Origin of the sequence: Mycobacterium kubicae (assembly GCF_015689175.1) — a bacterium.
Classification (GTDB): Bacteria; Actinomycetota; Actinomycetes; order Mycobacteriales; family Mycobacteriaceae; genus Mycobacterium; species Mycobacterium kubicae.
The window spans coordinates 3017187-3031727 of record NZ_CP065047.1; the positions used below are offsets into that span (position 1 = coordinate 3017187).

The 14541-nt window shown below is 65.4% G+C and carries 15 protein-coding genes; 6 read left to right on the forward strand and 9 right to left on the reverse strand.

Annotated elements, in window-relative coordinates; genetic code table 11:
• The first annotated feature begins 153 nt into the window (after positions 1-153).
• Positions 154-738, forward strand: a complete 585-nt coding sequence (locus I2456_RS14140; protein ID WP_085074212.1) for a rhodanese-like domain-containing protein — start codon at positions 154-156, stop codon at positions 736-738.
• 13 nt (positions 739-751) lie between these two features.
• Here the strand turns inward: I2456_RS14140 and I2456_RS14145 are convergent, their stop codons facing one another.
• Positions 752-2110: an MBL fold metallo-hydrolase gene (locus I2456_RS14145; protein ID WP_085074211.1), complete on the reverse strand. Its 1359-nt coding sequence runs from the start codon at positions 2108-2110 to the stop codon at positions 752-754.
• Between the two features lie 142 nt (positions 2111-2252).
• Complete coding sequence (locus I2456_RS14150) at positions 2253-3536, reverse strand: L,D-transpeptidase (protein ID WP_085074210.1); 1284 nt, start codon at positions 3534-3536, stop codon at positions 2253-2255.
• 124 nt (positions 3537-3660) lie between these two features.
• Between I2456_RS14150 and I2456_RS14155 the strand changes: the two genes are divergently transcribed.
• The 3 genes from I2456_RS14155 to I2456_RS14165 are packed head-to-tail and all read left to right on the forward strand — an operon-like array spanning position 3661 to position 5456.
• Positions 3661-4476 carry a hypothetical protein gene (locus tag I2456_RS14155; protein ID WP_085074209.1) on the forward strand — a complete coding sequence of 272 codons (816 nt, stop codon included), beginning with the start codon at positions 3661-3663 and terminating at the stop codon, positions 4474-4476.
• A 48-nt stretch (positions 4477-4524) separates the two neighbouring features.
• Positions 4525-5301 (forward strand): DUF1906 domain-containing protein, encoded by a 777-nt coding sequence (locus I2456_RS14160; RefSeq protein WP_068164321.1) that lies wholly within the window; start codon positions 4525-4527, stop codon positions 5299-5301.
• The gene (locus I2456_RS14165) at positions 5298-5456 is read left to right on the forward strand and encodes a hypothetical protein (protein WP_163703840.1); all 159 of its coding nucleotides are present in this window, start codon (positions 5298-5300) and stop codon (positions 5454-5456) included. Before I2456_RS14160 ends, I2456_RS14165 begins: the two co-directional genes overlap by 4 nt.
• Before the next feature lie 57 nt (positions 5457-5513).
• Here I2456_RS14165 and katG read toward each other — a convergent pair whose 3' ends face one another.
• Genes katG through I2456_RS14180 form a run of 3 tightly spaced genes read right to left on the reverse strand, consistent with a single transcriptional unit; the run spans position 5514 to position 8949 of the window.
• Positions 5514-7751 (reverse strand): catalase/peroxidase HPI, encoded by a 2238-nt coding sequence (gene katG, locus I2456_RS14170; RefSeq protein WP_068164326.1) that lies wholly within the window; start codon positions 7749-7751, stop codon positions 5514-5516.
• 33 nt (positions 7752-7784) lie between these two features.
• Entirely contained in the window at positions 7785-8231 is a 447-nt protein-coding gene (locus I2456_RS14175) for a Fur family transcriptional regulator (RefSeq protein ID WP_068164330.1), read from the reverse strand.
• A 28-nt stretch (positions 8232-8259) separates the two neighbouring features.
• Positions 8260-8949 carry a DUF899 domain-containing protein gene (locus I2456_RS14180; RefSeq protein WP_085074207.1) on the reverse strand — a complete coding sequence of 230 codons (690 nt, stop codon included), beginning with the start codon at positions 8947-8949 and terminating at the stop codon, positions 8260-8262.
• A 153-nt stretch (positions 8950-9102) separates the two neighbouring features.
• Here I2456_RS14180 and I2456_RS14185 point away from each other — a divergent pair, with 153 nt between their 5' ends.
• Entirely contained in the window at positions 9103-9381 is a 279-nt protein-coding gene (locus tag I2456_RS14185; RefSeq protein WP_068033187.1) for a hypothetical protein, read from the forward strand.
• 123 nt (positions 9382-9504) lie between these two features.
• On the opposite strand, the gene I2456_RS14190 is transcribed toward I2456_RS14185, so the two are convergent.
• Entirely contained in the window at positions 9505-10344 is an 840-nt protein-coding gene (locus I2456_RS14190; protein ID WP_085074206.1) for a glucose 1-dehydrogenase, read from the reverse strand.
• Positions 10345-10568: 224 nt separating this feature from the next.
• Between I2456_RS14190 and I2456_RS14195 the strand changes: the two genes are divergently transcribed.
• Positions 10569-11243: a class I SAM-dependent methyltransferase gene (locus I2456_RS14195; protein WP_068033185.1), complete on the forward strand. Its 675-nt coding sequence runs from the start codon at positions 10569-10571 to the stop codon at positions 11241-11243.
• On the opposite strand, the gene I2456_RS14200 is transcribed toward I2456_RS14195, so the two are convergent.
• The 3 genes from I2456_RS14200 to I2456_RS14210 are packed head-to-tail and all read right to left on the reverse strand — an operon-like array spanning position 11233 to position 14295.
• Positions 11233-12303, reverse strand: a complete 1071-nt coding sequence (locus I2456_RS14200; protein WP_085074205.1) for an MMP endo-(1,4)-3-O-methyl-alpha-D-mannosidase — start codon at positions 12301-12303, stop codon at positions 11233-11235. The two genes, I2456_RS14195 and I2456_RS14200, sit on opposite strands and share 11 nt — an antisense overlap.
• Positions 12290-13048, reverse strand: coding sequence for a class I SAM-dependent methyltransferase (locus I2456_RS14205; RefSeq protein ID WP_085074204.1), 759 nt, complete (start codon positions 13046-13048; stop codon positions 12290-12292). The genes I2456_RS14200 and I2456_RS14205 overlap by 14 nt, the downstream gene beginning before the upstream one ends.
• Positions 13042-14295 carry an MMP alpha-(1->4)-mannosyltransferase gene (locus tag I2456_RS14210; protein WP_068164342.1) on the reverse strand — a complete coding sequence of 418 codons (1254 nt, stop codon included), beginning with the start codon at positions 14293-14295 and terminating at the stop codon, positions 13042-13044. The genes I2456_RS14205 and I2456_RS14210 overlap by 7 nt, the downstream gene beginning before the upstream one ends.
• Positions 14296-14541: the final 246 nt, after the last annotated feature.

The window sequence follows — 14541 nt, forward strand, 5'->3', positions numbered from 1 at the left end:
CCAACGGTGAACGACTTCCGGTCGGGCAATGCGCGCACACGAAGATGGTAGCGATGCTTGGGAAAAAGTCCGGGCGATTCAAAGCATCACCGAGTCGTGAGTAAGGGGTATCGGTACCGAGACAGCCCAATCGTCTGTCGAGGGAGACCGCCAATGAACGCTGCAACCAACATCAGTTCTTTCGAGCTCAAGGAGCTACTCGAGTCGGGCAAGCCGCCACGTGTGATCGATGTGCGCACCCCCGCGGAGTTCGAGACCTCACACATCACCGGCTCCTTCAATGTGCCCCTGGATGTGCTGCGCGAGCACCGCGCAGAGATTGTCGAGCACCTGGATGACCACATTGTGCTGGTGTGCAAGTCGGGTCAGCGCTCGTCGCAGGCCTCCGAGCTGTTGCGCCAGTCGGGGCTGGTGTCGGCTCGGGTCCTCGATAAGGGCATCGTCGACTGGGAGAGCAATGGGTTCACCGTCGACCGTGCTGGGCAGCGGTGGGACATCGAGCGTCAGGTGCGGTTGGTTGCCGGGTCGATTGTGCTCTCCTCGGTGCTGGGCAGCGTCGCGGTTCCGCAACTCAAGTGGCTTGCTGCCGGCATCGGTGGCGGGCTGACTTTTGCCGCGGTGAGCAACACCTGCTGGATGGCGTCGGCGCTGTCCAAGCTGCCCTACAACCGCGGGGCCACCTCGGATGCCAAGACCGTGGTTTCCCAACTCCGCTCGACCGCGTCGAAAGCCGGCTAGGCGGCTCGCTTTCCTACTGGCTGCCCGTCTCGGTCAGTCCCAGTTCCTCAGCGGCGGCGTACTTGTCGTCGACCAGAACGGTCGATCGTCCGTGCTTGTCGAGGATGGACGCCGCAACCGAGGCCCGGTACCCACTGGCGCAATGCACCCAGATCTCGGCGTCGGGCAGCTCGTCGAGGCGGCCGGCCAACTCGTGGATCGGAATGTTGATGGCCTTGAGCACGTGGCTGTCCCGGAATTCGTCGTCGCGGCGCACATCGAGGACGGCTACGTCGGGACGACGGATTTCATCCACCAACGCGGCGAAATCGGCCACGCGATAGGAGCGTAGGCCTGCATCACCGGCGAGCTGTTCAATGTCACCGCTGGCCGCCCCGCGTACCTCATCCACCCCGATGCGCACGAGCTCTCTTCTGGCGGTCGCTATCTGGTCGGCATCGTCACCGATCAAGGTCAGCGGTTGCCCCCAGGCGTAAAGCCAGCCGAGGTATGTCACGAAGGAGTCGGACAATTCGAAGCCATACGACCCGCCCAGGTGGCCGGCGGCGAAGGCGGTTCGCGACCGCAGGTCCACCACCCACTCGCCGGCTTCGATGCGGCGCCGCAATTCGGCCGGGTCCACCGGGACCGGCGCCGACAGACTCACCGCCTCAGGCCCGTTGCGGTTGATGACGCCCATATGTTCGTAGTAAGCGGGATAGGCCGAGAGGTTGTTCATCAACTCCTCGACGAAGGTTTCCTCGTCCTTGGTCAACGCCGGGTTGCTGCTGCGCTGTTCGCCCACTGTCGACGAGTCACGGCCGGAGGCGTCGGCCGAGCAGAAGCTGCCGAAGCCGTGGGTGGGATACACCTGCGCGTCAGCGGGGAGTTCGGCGGCGAGTCGGCGCACCGACCGATACTGGTCGACGCTGAGATCGTGGGTGTGGTCGTGGCCGAGCAGGTCCGTGCGACCAGTTGTGTCGTAAAGCATTGAGCCACCGGTGAATACACCGACCGTTCGACCGGAGGCGTCCCTGAGGGCGTAGCTGACATGTTCGCGCGTGTGGCCGGGCGTATGGATGACGCGCAACGTGAAGCTGCCCGCGTCGATTGTGTCGCCGTCCTGGACCCGCCGCGCAGGGTATCCGACATCGTCACCGCGTGGGAGGACGTATTCGGCACCGGTCACCCGGGACAACTCGAGTCCACCCGTCACGTAGTCGTTGTGCAGGTGCGTCTCGAGCACATGGGTGATGCGCCGCGCGTTGTCTCCGAGCAATTCCAGCACCCGATCGATGTCACGTTGCGGATCGATCACCACCACCGCGTCGTCATCGACCACCACGTAACTGCGATCGCCCAAACTGGACGTTTCGATGATCTCTACTCGCATAGTTCATCGTGTCCTGCGGTTGTGGATGGCCATGCGATACCTCTTACCCCAGGTCAGGGGTCGCTAGGCGGTCGCCCAGCAGGGCGACTCGCCTACCAGCAGTGTCTTGGATTCCGAGTGATCGCAATCTCGCCGCTGCGGCTCACGACGCCGGTTGCAAGGCGCTGCCCTTGCGCCATTGGTCCCAGCTCAGCGTCCAGTCGCCGTTCTGCGCCAGGGTCAAGGGCGGTCCGCCGGTGTTGCGGACCTCGACCACATCCCCGGGCATCGAGAAGTCATAAAACCATTTGGCGTTGTCACCGTTGAGGTTCAGGCAGCCGTGCGAGGTGTCCGTATGGCCCTGCGCCCAGACCGTCGAGTCCAGCTGATGCAGGTAGATACCGTCGATGCTGATACGGGTGGCGTAGTTGATGACCTCGCGGTAGCCCAGGCGGGAGTTCTTGGGCAGCCCGAACGTCGAGGAATCCATGATGACGGGATTGCCCTTGTCCAGCACCGTGTAGACGCCCGGAGGCGTCCAGAATGTCAAAGTCCTTCCGCCGACCGTCTCCGTGCCGCCCATGCCCATGGAGGTCGGCATGGTGCGCACCAGAGCGCCGTTGTTGAAGACGCTGACCATCTTGGTCGTGTCGTCGGCGATGGAAACGTGCGCATCACCGATCCGGAACGACACGCGGCTGTCTTCCTGGCCGAATAGGCCATTGCCCAAACCGATTCCGTAGATCTTCGCTTCCGCGGTCACCGTGGTGCCCGGTGCGTAGTAATGCTCGGGACGCCAGTGCGCATTTTGGTTGTCGACCCAGAACCAGGACCCTGGCACCGATGGGTTGGTGGTCACTTGCAGTTGTCGCTCGGCGGCCGCGCGGTCACTGATCTCCTCATCGAAGTGAGCAACCACCACCGTCCCGACACCGTAGGTGCCGCCCTCATGCAGAGCCGCCTCCGACGTCATGGTGAAGGAGACCTTGGTTTGGTTCGACGGGCGCAGTGTGGAGAACGACGAAACCTGGGTTGTGTCAAGGCCGCTGGGGCCGCGGCTGGTCACCGTCAGGGTGTAGGTCCGTCCGTACCCCAAGGGAACGGTCGGCTTCCAGACCGTGTTGTCGGGAGTCATGACACCGTCGACCTGTCGGCCGACGTCGTTGACCATGCGAACTTCGGCCAAGGTCCCGGTTTCGGCTTTCACCTCCACGGGGGTCACCGGCTGGACGTCATGCGCGTTGGGACCGGGTTTGATCGACACCTGCGCCGGCCCAGATGGTTTCGATATCGCAGGGGTGCAGTTGGCGCCGTGGCAGCGCGGTAACAGGGCGAGCTGAACCCCGCCGACCACTCCGAGCACCACCAGCAGGCTCAGCAGCAGCCGACGTTGCCAGGGGTGGCCGAATCGTCGGCGGGTGGTCGGGGCCTTGAAGTTAGGCGTCATCGAGTTCGAGGTCCTTGGGTTGACTTGGAGGCATTGTCGAGTTACGACAGCGTTGTCCATGAAGTTGCCCGGCGGGTGCGTCGCGAAACAGTTGCTTTGCTCACCGGGCTGAGATCATGGCGTCATGGCCGACGACGAACTGGACCAGTTGTACTCGGCGCAGCCCGACGAGTTCACCGCGCAGCGGACGAAATTGGCAGCCGCCGCGAAGAAGCGCGGCGACGCCGACACCGCCAAGCGGATCTCCGGCGCGCGTAAGCCGACAACCGCGGCGTGGATTGTGAACCGCCTGGCCCTGCAACACAACGACGTCAAAGCGCGGCTGGCCGAGCTGGGTGACGACCTGCGCGCCGCGCACGCTGCGATGGACGGCGACCGCATCCGCGACCTGTCGGCCGAGCAACACCGGTTGATCAACGAACTCACCCGCACCGCACTCAAGGACGCCGACGTGGACAACCCGTCGGCGACGCTGCGCGACGACGTGACCGGCTCACTTCAAGCCGCGATCGCTGACCCGGAGGTACGCGAGCGCTTGGGGCGGTTGACCAAGGCCGAACGCTGGTCGGGGTTCGGCGGGTTCGGCGATGCGGTGCCGGTAGCGGCGCCGGGCCGCACGCAACGGCGCACAGACGAGCCCAAGTCGGCTCCCGACCGGGCGCCGGACCAGCAGGCAGCGGCCGCACGTCGAGAACTGGAGAAGCTGCGCGCGGCCGTCGCCGCCGCCGAGCGCGCCAAGGCCGAAGCCGACAGCGTGCTGGCCGAGCGCGACGCCGAACGCGCGCAGGCCCGTGAACGCCGCGATGAGGCGATTGCGGCCCTTCGGCAAGCCGAGCGTGCGGCGACGAACGCCGAGAGCAGCTACGAGAAAGCCCGTCAGGCCAGCCGGGCCGCCACCAAGCGGGTCAAGGAGGCCAAAGCGCAGCTCAAGCGCGGCTAGACCACTATTGGCTGCGATCGGTGGTGCACTGATTGCTACCATCGCGCCGTGCATGATTGGGCTGCGCCGGGTGGCCATGGCGCCGTTTCGCGACGCGACGCGTTCAAGTTCGCTATGGCACCGATTCTGCTGGGAGCGGTGGGCGCTGCCATTGGCGCACCGAGCGCATCGGCCGCCGCCACCAGGCTGATCGATTTCGCCGAGCGGACGATTCCGCCCGAGGAGATCAAAGCCGCCGGGTACGACGGTGTGGTCAACTACGTCTCCATGTCGCGGCCGGGGGCAAATTTCGAGGCAAAACCGATCACCCGCCAGTACGCCGACGCGCTGCGGGCCGCTGGCCTGCACATCGTCAGCAACTTCCAGTACGGCAAACCCGGCTGGCCAGACCCGTCGGACTTCACCCGCGGTTTCGACGGCGGCGTCGCAGACGCGAAAACGGCTCAGCAGTTGCACGCCGCTGCGGGTGGACCGCCTGCTGCGCCGATCTTCTTCAGTGTCGACGACAATATCGACAGCAACACCTGGAATGGCCCGGCCGTGCAGTGGTTCCGGGGCATCAATTCGGTTCTCGGCGTGGATCGCACCGGGATCTATGGACACGCCCAGGCCTGTGGGTGGGCGATCAACGACGGGGTCATCGGCCGCTCGACCACCGCAGGGCATCGCTGGGCCTGGCAGACCAAGGCCTGGTCGAATGGCCAACGCGAGCCCGCGGCGGTGCTGTATCAGGGCGTGATCGAGGGTCCGGTTCTCAACGGTATCCGCGTAGATGTGGACGATGTCCTGGCCGCCGATTTCGGGCAGTGGGACCTCAATCGGTGAGTGCTGCTTTCCCGCGCACTCTGGTACTGGCCGTGCTGATGGTGGCAACAACCTGGCTGGTGTCGGCGTGCGGTCCCACGACCTCACCGACTCCGTCGTCGCCGACGCGTACCACCACGCTCGCGGCGGTCGGCGCGCTGCTGCCGACCCCGTAACGAAGACCGCCCCGCACACCGATGGGGTGCGCGGAGCGGTGTTCGTGTCGGCTGCGATTACTTGATGTCGAACCGGTCGGCGTTCATGACCTTGACCCATGCCGCGACGAAGTCCTCGACGAACTTGCCCTTGGCGTCGTCCTGCGCGTACACCTCGGCGATGGCGCGCAGCACCGAGTTGGACCCGAAGACAAGGTCATTGGCGGTGGCCGTCCACTTCTGCTCACCGGTGGCCCGGTCGTGGCCCTCATAGACGTTCTCCGCCGTCTCCGACGGCTTCCACTCGGTACTCATGTCGAGCAGGTTGACGAAGAAGTCGTTGGTCAACGCCCCCACCTTGTCGGTGAAGACCCCGTGCTTGGAGCCGCCGTGGTTGGCGCCCAACGCCCGCAAACCGCCGACCAGCACGGCAAGCTCCGGCCCTGTCACGCCCAGCAGGTAAGCGCGCTCCATCAGCAACTGCTCCAGCGGCGCCTTCTCCCCGGGACGCGCATAGTTGCGGAACCCGTCGGCTCGCGGCTCGAGCACCGCGAACGACTCGACATCGGTGTTCTCCTGCGTGGCGTCGGTCCGCCCGGGCGCGAAGTGCACGTTGATCTCGTACCCGGCGTCCTTGGCCGCTTTCTCGACCGCCGCCGAACCGGCCAACACGATCAGGTCAGCCAGCGAGATCTTCTTGCCACCAGAGGCCGAGTCGTTGAACTCCTGCTGGATGCGCTCCAGCACGGGCAGCACCTTGTCCAGCTCCGAAGGCTCGTTGACCTCCCAGCGGCGCTGCGGCTCCAGCCGCACCCGCGCCCCGTTGGCCCCACCCCGCTTGTCGGTGCGGCGGAAACTCGACGCCGACGACCATGCCGTCTTGACCAGCTGAGGAACCGACAGGCCGGAGTCAAGCACTTTGCTCTTCAGCGAGGCGATGTCCTGCTCGTCGACCAGTTCGTGGTCGACGGCGGGCACCGGGTCCTGCCACAGCTGCGGCTCGGGTACCCACGGTCCCAGGTAGCGGCTGATCGGGCCCATGTCGCGGTGCAGCAGCTTGTACCAGGCCTTGGCGAACGCCTCGGACAGCTCCTCGGGGTGGTCCAGCCAGCGCCGCGTGATCTCGCGGTAGATCGGGTCTTCCCGCAGCGCCACGTCGGTGACCAGCATGGTCGGCGCGCGCCCAGGACCGTCGAACGGATCGGGGATGGTGCCGGCACCGGCGCCGTCCTTGGCGGTGAACTGCCAGGCTCCGGCGGGGCTCTTGGTCAGCTCCCACTCGTAGCCGTACAGGTTCTGCAGGAACCCGTTGCCCCACTTGGTGGGCGTGGAGGTCCAGACGACCTCCAGGCCGCTGGTGATGGCGTCCTTGCCCTTGCCGGTGCCGAAGGAGCTCTTCCAGCCCAGCTGCTGCTGCTCGATCGGGGCGCCCTCGGGCTCCGGGCCGACCAGATCACCGTCTCCGGCACCGTGGGTCTTGCCGAAGCTGTGTCCACCGACGATGAGCGCCGCGGTTTCCTCGTCGTTCATCGCCATCCGGCCGAAGGTTTCGCGGATGTCCCGTGCTGCTGCGACGGGGTCCGGTTTGCCTTCGGGGCCTTCGGGATTGACGTAGATGAGGCCCATCGTGGTGGCGCCGTAGGGCTGGGCCAGATCCCGCTCACCGGAGTAACGCTTGTCGGTGCCCAGCCAGGTGTCCTCTTCACCGAAGAGAATCTCTTCGGGCTCCCAGACGTCTTCGCGGCCGAAGGCGAACCCGAACGTCTGGAATCCCATGGATTCCAGGGCGACGTTGCCGGCGAAGAGCAGCAAATCCGCCCACGACACCTTGCTGCCGTACTTCTTCTTGACCGGCCACAGCAAGCGGCGCGCCTTGTCCAGGTTGGCGTTGTCCGGCCAACTGTTCAGTGGGGCGAAGCGTTGCATGCCCTGGCCGCCGCCGCCGCGGCCGTCGAAGATGCGGTAGGTGCCCGCGGCGTGCCAGCTCATCCGGATCATCAGGCCGCCGTAGTGGCCGTAGTCGGCCGGCCACCAGTCCTGCGAGGTGGTCAACACCGAAATGACATCCGCCTTGAGGGCCTCGACGTCCAGCTGTGCGAATGCTTCGGCGTAGTCGAAGTCGTCGCCGAGCGGATTGGCCTGCGGGGAGTGCGGATGCAGCGTGGACGGGTCGACCTGATCGGGCCACCAGTCCCGGTTGGTCCGGGGCGCACCGGATTTCGGTTTGGGGGAGGAGATTGCCGGGTTTTCGCTTTCGCTGTTACTCGCCGTCTTGGTGTCCTCGTGGGGCGGGCGGCTCTGCGACTCAGTTGACACAGCTTTCCTTCCGATGTGATTGATGGGCTGTGATCACGGCTGTGATCCGGCAGTCGAGCAATTGGGGCACAAGCCCCAGTAGATGACCTCGGCCTCGTCGAGAACAAAGCCATCCAAGTCGTTGTTGTCGTCGGACGGCGTCAGACACGGCGCCTCGCCGACCGCACAATCCACGTCGGCGATGACGCCGCACGACCGGCACACGACGTGGTGATGGTTGTCGCCGACGCGAGATTCGTAGCGGGCGACCAGTCCGGAGGGCTGGATGCGGCGGACCAATCCGGCCGCCGTCAGCGCGTTGAGGACGTCGTATACGGCTTGCCGGGAGACCTCGGGCAAGCCGATTCGCACGGCCGAGAACAGGGTGTCGGTGTCGGCATGAGGATGTGCGTGCACAGCTTCCAGCACGGCGACTCTGGGACGGGTCACTCGTAAGTCGGCTAGTCGCAGTTGCTCTGCGTAGTCCGGTGCCGAGGACACCTGGTCAATATGACCTACTTATCTGGACTCAGTCAAGAGTTTGTTGCCCGTAGGCGCGGGCGATGTCGGGCGATTCGGGCCAACCCGAGTACGTCGGTCGGGCCGGCCAACCGTCGGGCGAGTCCTGCCATTCCTCCTGGCGTCCCCACGGCAAGATGTCCAGCAATGCGAAGGTGTAGCTGAGCTGTTCGGTACCGCGGCCGGCGGTGTGCCAGGTGCGGTACACGGTGTCTTCGTTGCGCAGGAAAACGTTGACGCCGAAACCGCCACCGGGCGGTGCGTCCATGTCTGCGGCGAACGGACTCTCTGACGACGAGTACCACTGCATCCGGTTGCCGACCTTTTCTCGGTAGGCGAGCGCCTCCTCGATCGGTCCTGTCGTGACGATGACGAACCGGGCGTCGTAGTTGTCGAGGACCTCCAGTCGGGTGAATTGCGATGTGAAGCCGGTGCACCCGGGGCACTGCCACTCGGCACCGTCGGTCCACATGTGGTGGTAGACGATCAGCTGCGAGCGACCGTCGAACACGTCGACCAGTCGGACGGGCCCGTCGGCGCCGATCAGCGTGTAGTCGGGCAGTTCCACCATTGGCAGGCGGCGGCGCTGGGCGGCGATGGCGTCGAGTTCGCGGGTCGCGGCCTTCTCCCGCTTGCGTAGGTCGTCGAGGGCTGCGCGCCATGTTTGGTGATCGACCACGGGTGGCAGGGCAGTGGACATGGCATCCCCTTCGCTATCGATATAGGACCTTGCCAGGTATGACCGGCGGCGCGCACAAAACTCATCGGCGCAGGCCATGGCTGGCGGCGGCGTTTGGAACTCGACGCTGCGGTCTACAGACAGATAACTATGCCCAGTCAAGGAAGGCCAACGATGAAGCCGATTGTGCCCGCGACCCTCGCGATCGCCGCGCTGCTGTTCAGTGGATGTTCAGCGTCGAAGGTCATCAACACCGGCGGCGACACCAAGTGCAAGGACTTCACGTCGCAGGACGAGAACAAGCAGAACTCCGAGATCAGCAAGATGCTCAAGGACAAGAGCGGGGCCGACCCGAGCAACATCGAACTCTCCGCGACCCGGTTGTCGGTCACCACCTACTGCCAGACGGTCGGCAAGCCGGACAGCAAGATCTCCGAGGCGCCCCACGGCTGAGGCCGCCTCGAGCGGGCGCTCACGGATTGAACTGTGAACCCACGGCGGGAATATCGCTCAGATCCCGCCGTGGGTTCACCGTGAAAGGCCCTGGCGCACAGTCGATCTCGCGGCGGCAATCCTCTAGAGGATTGGCCGGCCGCCGGTTACCGCGATGCGCGCCCCGGAGATGTAGCTGCCTTCGTCAGAAGCCAGCAGTACGTAGACGGGAGCCAGTTCCACCGGCTGGCCGGCCCGGCCCAGCGGCGTGTCGTCGCCGAAGTTCTTCACCTTCTCCGTCGGCATGGTCGCCGGGATGAGCGGTGTCCAGATCGGACCCGGCGCCACACTGTTGACCCGGATGCCCTTTGGGCCGAGCAGCTGAGCCAGGCTTGCAGAGAAGTTCGCGATCGCGGCTTTGGTGGCTGCATAGGGAGCCAGCGTCGGGCTGGGGGAGTCGCTATTGACCGAGGAACTACCGATGATCGACGAGCCGGGGGCCATGTGCGGCAGAGCCGCCTTCGCCAGGTAGAAGTACGCCCCCACGTTCAGCTTGAAGGTGTGCTCCCATTCCTCGTCGGGAATCTCGTCCAGGCTCTCGTGCGTCATCTGGAAGGCGGCATTGTTGACCAGCACGTCGATCTTGCCGAATTCCGAGACGGCACGGTCGACGACCGCGCGGCAGTGCTGGGGGTCGGAGAGGTCGCCACCCACCAGCACGCACTTGCGACCGGCCTCCTCGACGTAGCGGGCGACGTCTCGCGCGTCTTCGTCTTCGTTCAGGTAAGCGATCAGCACGTCCGCGCCTTCGCGGGCGTAGGCGATCGCCACCGCACGGCCGATCCCGCTGTCGCCGCCGGTGATGATGGCGGTCTTACCCGTCAGCTTTCCCGAACCGGTGTAGCTTTCTTCTCCGCAGTCAGGCACCGGGTCCATCTGCGCCTGAACGCCCGGGACGTTTTGCTGCTGTTCTGGAAATGGCATTGTCGTTCCTTTCCGCCTGCCCACGTGTCACATGAAATGTCAAGCGCTGAACTAGTTTTCGGGTCTGTGAGGCGGCCCGCCCACCGACTGCCCGCCCACCGGCAGCGATGAGCCAAGGCGCTCGCCCCCGTCGGGTATAACCCCTACCGGCACGGGTAAACGCGGCTGAACCAGATTGGGGAGCGCCCGCATCCGCTGCGGTGGCGACCGGATAGGTTGGGCGGATGCCGCGCCAGTATGCGAGTTCGACACAGCGCCTTTTCTCCCTCGCCGAACAGGTGCAAGGTTTCATGCCAGACGATGAAGGACGAGCGCTGTACGAAGCCGCCGTGCGCTATCTCGACGGCGGCGTCGGTGTCGAGATCGGTACCTATTGCGGCAAATCGACCCTGCTCCTCGGGGCAGCGGCTCAGGAAACCGACAGTGTCCTCTACACCGTCGATCATCACCATGGATCCGAAGAACATCAGCCCGGCTGGGAATTCCACGACGCCTCGATGGTCGACGAAGTCACCGGACTCTTCGACACGTTGCCCACGTTTCGCCGCACACTGGACGCCGCCCACCTCGACGACCACGTCGTCGCGATCGTCGGTAAGTCACCGGTCGTCGCACGCGCCTGGCGCTCACCGCTGCAGTTGCTGTTCATCGACGGCGGGCACTCTGAAGCCGCCGCCACACAGGACTTCGAGGGGTGGGCGAAGTGGGTGCGCACCGGCGGGGCGCTGGTCATCCACGACGTCTTCCCAGACCCTAGGGACGGCGGCCGACCGCCATACTACATCTATTGCCGCGCAATCGATTCCGGGCAGTTCCAGGAGGTGGGGGTGACCGGCTCGCTACGCGTTCTGGAACGCACCGGCGGAACGATCGGTGAGCACATTCACGTCAGCGGCTAGTGGTGAGGCACTCACAATCGAAGTCGTCTTGCAGGCCCACCGGTAGACCATCACCGCGAAACAGCCCGCTGGCCGGTGTGGTGTCCGACAGCGCGTCGGCAGCCAAGATCATGGCCGCGCCCGTCCAGGTGGTGCGCTCCTCGGGCCAGCGTTTCCCGTCGGCGAACACCAAACCCGTCCAATATGAGCCGTCGTGTTCGCGCAGGTGCTGCATCGCGTCGAACTGCCGGTGCGCGGCCGGTCGCAGTCCGATCGCGTCGAGCGCCATGACGAGTTCACACGTTTCCGCACCGGTCACCCAGGGCCGGTCGACAACGCAGCGGATACCAAGACCACCGACCACGAAATCCCCCCAGCGCTGCTTGATTCGGGTGGCGGCCGCCGGACCGCGCAGCGCACTACCCAGGATGGGGTAGTACCAGTCCATCGAGTAGCGGTCCTTCTCGGTGAACGCCTCGGGATGCTCGGTGATGGCATGCCCCAGCCGGCCCAGAGCCAGTTCCCATTCGGGCTGCGGTTCCCCGATCAGAGCCGCAAGTGCCAGCGCACACCTGATGCTGTGAAAGATACTGGCGCACCCGGTCAGCAATGCTTCCCGCAGGGGGCCGGCTTCGCTTCTGGCCCAACAGATTTCGCCGTACCCAACCTGCAAGTCGATGACGAAATCGATCGCCTTCTGCACCGTCGGCCACATAGTCCGCGCGAACCTGTGATCACCGGTGACCAGCACGTGATGCCAGACGCCTGCGGCGATGTAGGCGCAGAAGTTGCTGTCGCTGTTGGCGTCTTCGACGACTCCGGCCCGCAACTGGATGGGCCACGAGCCGTCGGGCCGCTGCGTGCGGCGGCTCCAATCGAACGCCGCGCGTGCGGGTTCCAGCAGTCCGGCGGTGGTGAGCGCCATGGCGCATTCCACGTGATCCCACGGGTCGGTGTGACCACCTTCGAACCACGGGATGGCGCCCGAGGTCTCCTGTGCGGCGGCGATGGACAGGGCGGTCTGCCGGCATTGCTCGGCGCTGACGACGCCTGGCACCGCCGGCGCGCTACCCCGACGCAACTGAAGTTCCCAACGTCGCCGAAACTTCGGTCGCAGCCGGCTTGGTGAAGTACATCGCCACGCTCTTGCCCACCAGCGGATTGAGCAGTGACTCGGCCACCTGGGTGATCCTCGGCCGCTGCATCAGATCCCACACCAACAGTTTGTGATACGCGGCCACCGCCGGGTGATCCGGATGCGACACGCCCACAGCACATTTCAACCACCAGAACGGCGAGTGCAAAGCGTGGGCGTGATGTGTGTGGGTCAGTTCCAGTCCGTATCCGGTGAATTTGTCGCGCAACTGACTGGCCCGGTAGATCCGCACATGGCCGCCTTCGTTGCTGTGGTATTCCTCCGACAACAGCCAACAGACCTGCTCCGGCAGCCATCGCGGCACGCTGATGGCCAGCGTGCCACCGACTTTCAAGACCCTGATGAGCTCGGCGATCGCGGCGTCGTCGTGCGGGATGTGCTCGAGGATCTCCGAGGCGATGACGCAGTCGAACGTCTCGTCGGCGTAGGGCAAGCTGAGCGCGTCACCCAACACAACCGTTGCCGATGCTTCGGCCGGTGCCTCACCGGCCTCAGCCATGGCCCGCAGAATGGTGTCCACCGCGCGAAGTTCGGGCTCATCGCGGTCGAACGCGACTACATCCGCGCCGCGACGGTACGCCTCGAACGCATGCCGGCCGGCGCCGCAGCCCACGTCGATGACACGCGTTGCCGGTCCGATGGCCAACCGGTCGAAATCGATTGTCAGCACTGCGTCTGACTTCCCATGGCGGCCTTTCGCGCGATCGCCCGCTCATATACCCGCACGGTTTGGGCGGCCACAGCCTCCCAACTGAAGACGTTGACGGCCCGGTCGCGTCCCGCGCGTCCCAGGTCGGCGCGCTTCTCCGGCGAATCGAGCAGTCCGCCCAACGCCTCGGTGAGGGCGTCGACGTTCGCCGGTGGCACCAGCTCGGCACAGGCGCCGTCGGTCCCCAAGACCTCGGGCAACGCGCCCACCCGGCTGGCGACGATCGGGGTGCCGCTGGCCATGGCTTCCACCGCCGGCAGCGAAAAGCCCTCGTAGAGAGAGGGAATACAGGCCACTTCGGCCGACGCGAACAGGGCCGCGAGGTCCGCGTCAGACAGACCACTGGAAATGTGGACGATGTCGGAAATGCCCAGCTCGGCGATGAGTTTGTGGGTAGGGCCGTTGGGTTCGACCTTGGCGACCAGACGCAACTCCAGGTCGCGGTTGACCCGCAGCCGCGCGATGGCGTGCAAGAGCGTGCTGACTCCTTTGAGCGGGGTGTCGGCACTGGCGATCGCCATCACGCGCCCGCGCTGGCGGGGCAGCGGACCGGGCTTGAAGAGGTTGGTGTTGACGCCCAGCGGCACCACGTGCAGTTGGTCTGGCGAGACACCGAAGTCGGTGACGATGTCCGCGGCCGACGACGACGAGACCGTCAACAACTCGGGGATCTGGCGCGCCACCTGCTTTTGCATGGTGGCGAATCCGTACCACCGATGTACCAACGGTTTCCGCCACCACCGCGCGGCGGCGAGGTCCAGTACCCGGTCCCGAGTGATGGGGTGGTGCACGGTGGCCACCACCGGTAACTGACCGGCGATCTTGAGCAGCCCGGTGCCCAGGCTCTGATTGTCGTGAACGATGTCGAAGTCGGCGAGGCGGGCGGCGAGTTGCCGGGCGACGCGCAGGGTGAACGTTCTGGGCTCGGGGAAGCCGGCCGTCCACATGGTGGCGAGTTCCAACAGGTCAATCGAGTCGCGGATCTCGCTGGGCCGCGGCACCCGGAAGGGGTCGGGTTCGCGGTACAGGTCAAGACTCGGCACCTTGGTCAGGCGCACCCGCGGGTCAAGCAGCTGCGGGTAAGGCTGGCCGGAGAACACCTCGACGTCGTGCCCGAGCTCCACCAGACCGCGGCTGAGATGGCGCACGTAAACACCCTGTCCGCCGCAATGGGTCTTACTCCGGTAGGACAGCAGGGCAATTCGCATACTCAACTTCTATCCGCCCACGAAAGGCCGGGCACAAGCGCCCCCCATTCCGTCGCCATCAACGCGCTCGCGACCGCCGCGAGAGGAAACTGGACATGTGTCCAGATGATAGTTCGACCAGCTAATCGATGCAACGCGCCCGCGGCCGGACCGGACGGGGGTGACCCGCCACCGCCACCTGGGTCGCGGCCACCGAACACCAACAACACATCGAGGTCTCAAATCGGTTTAGAAACGGCGTTTACG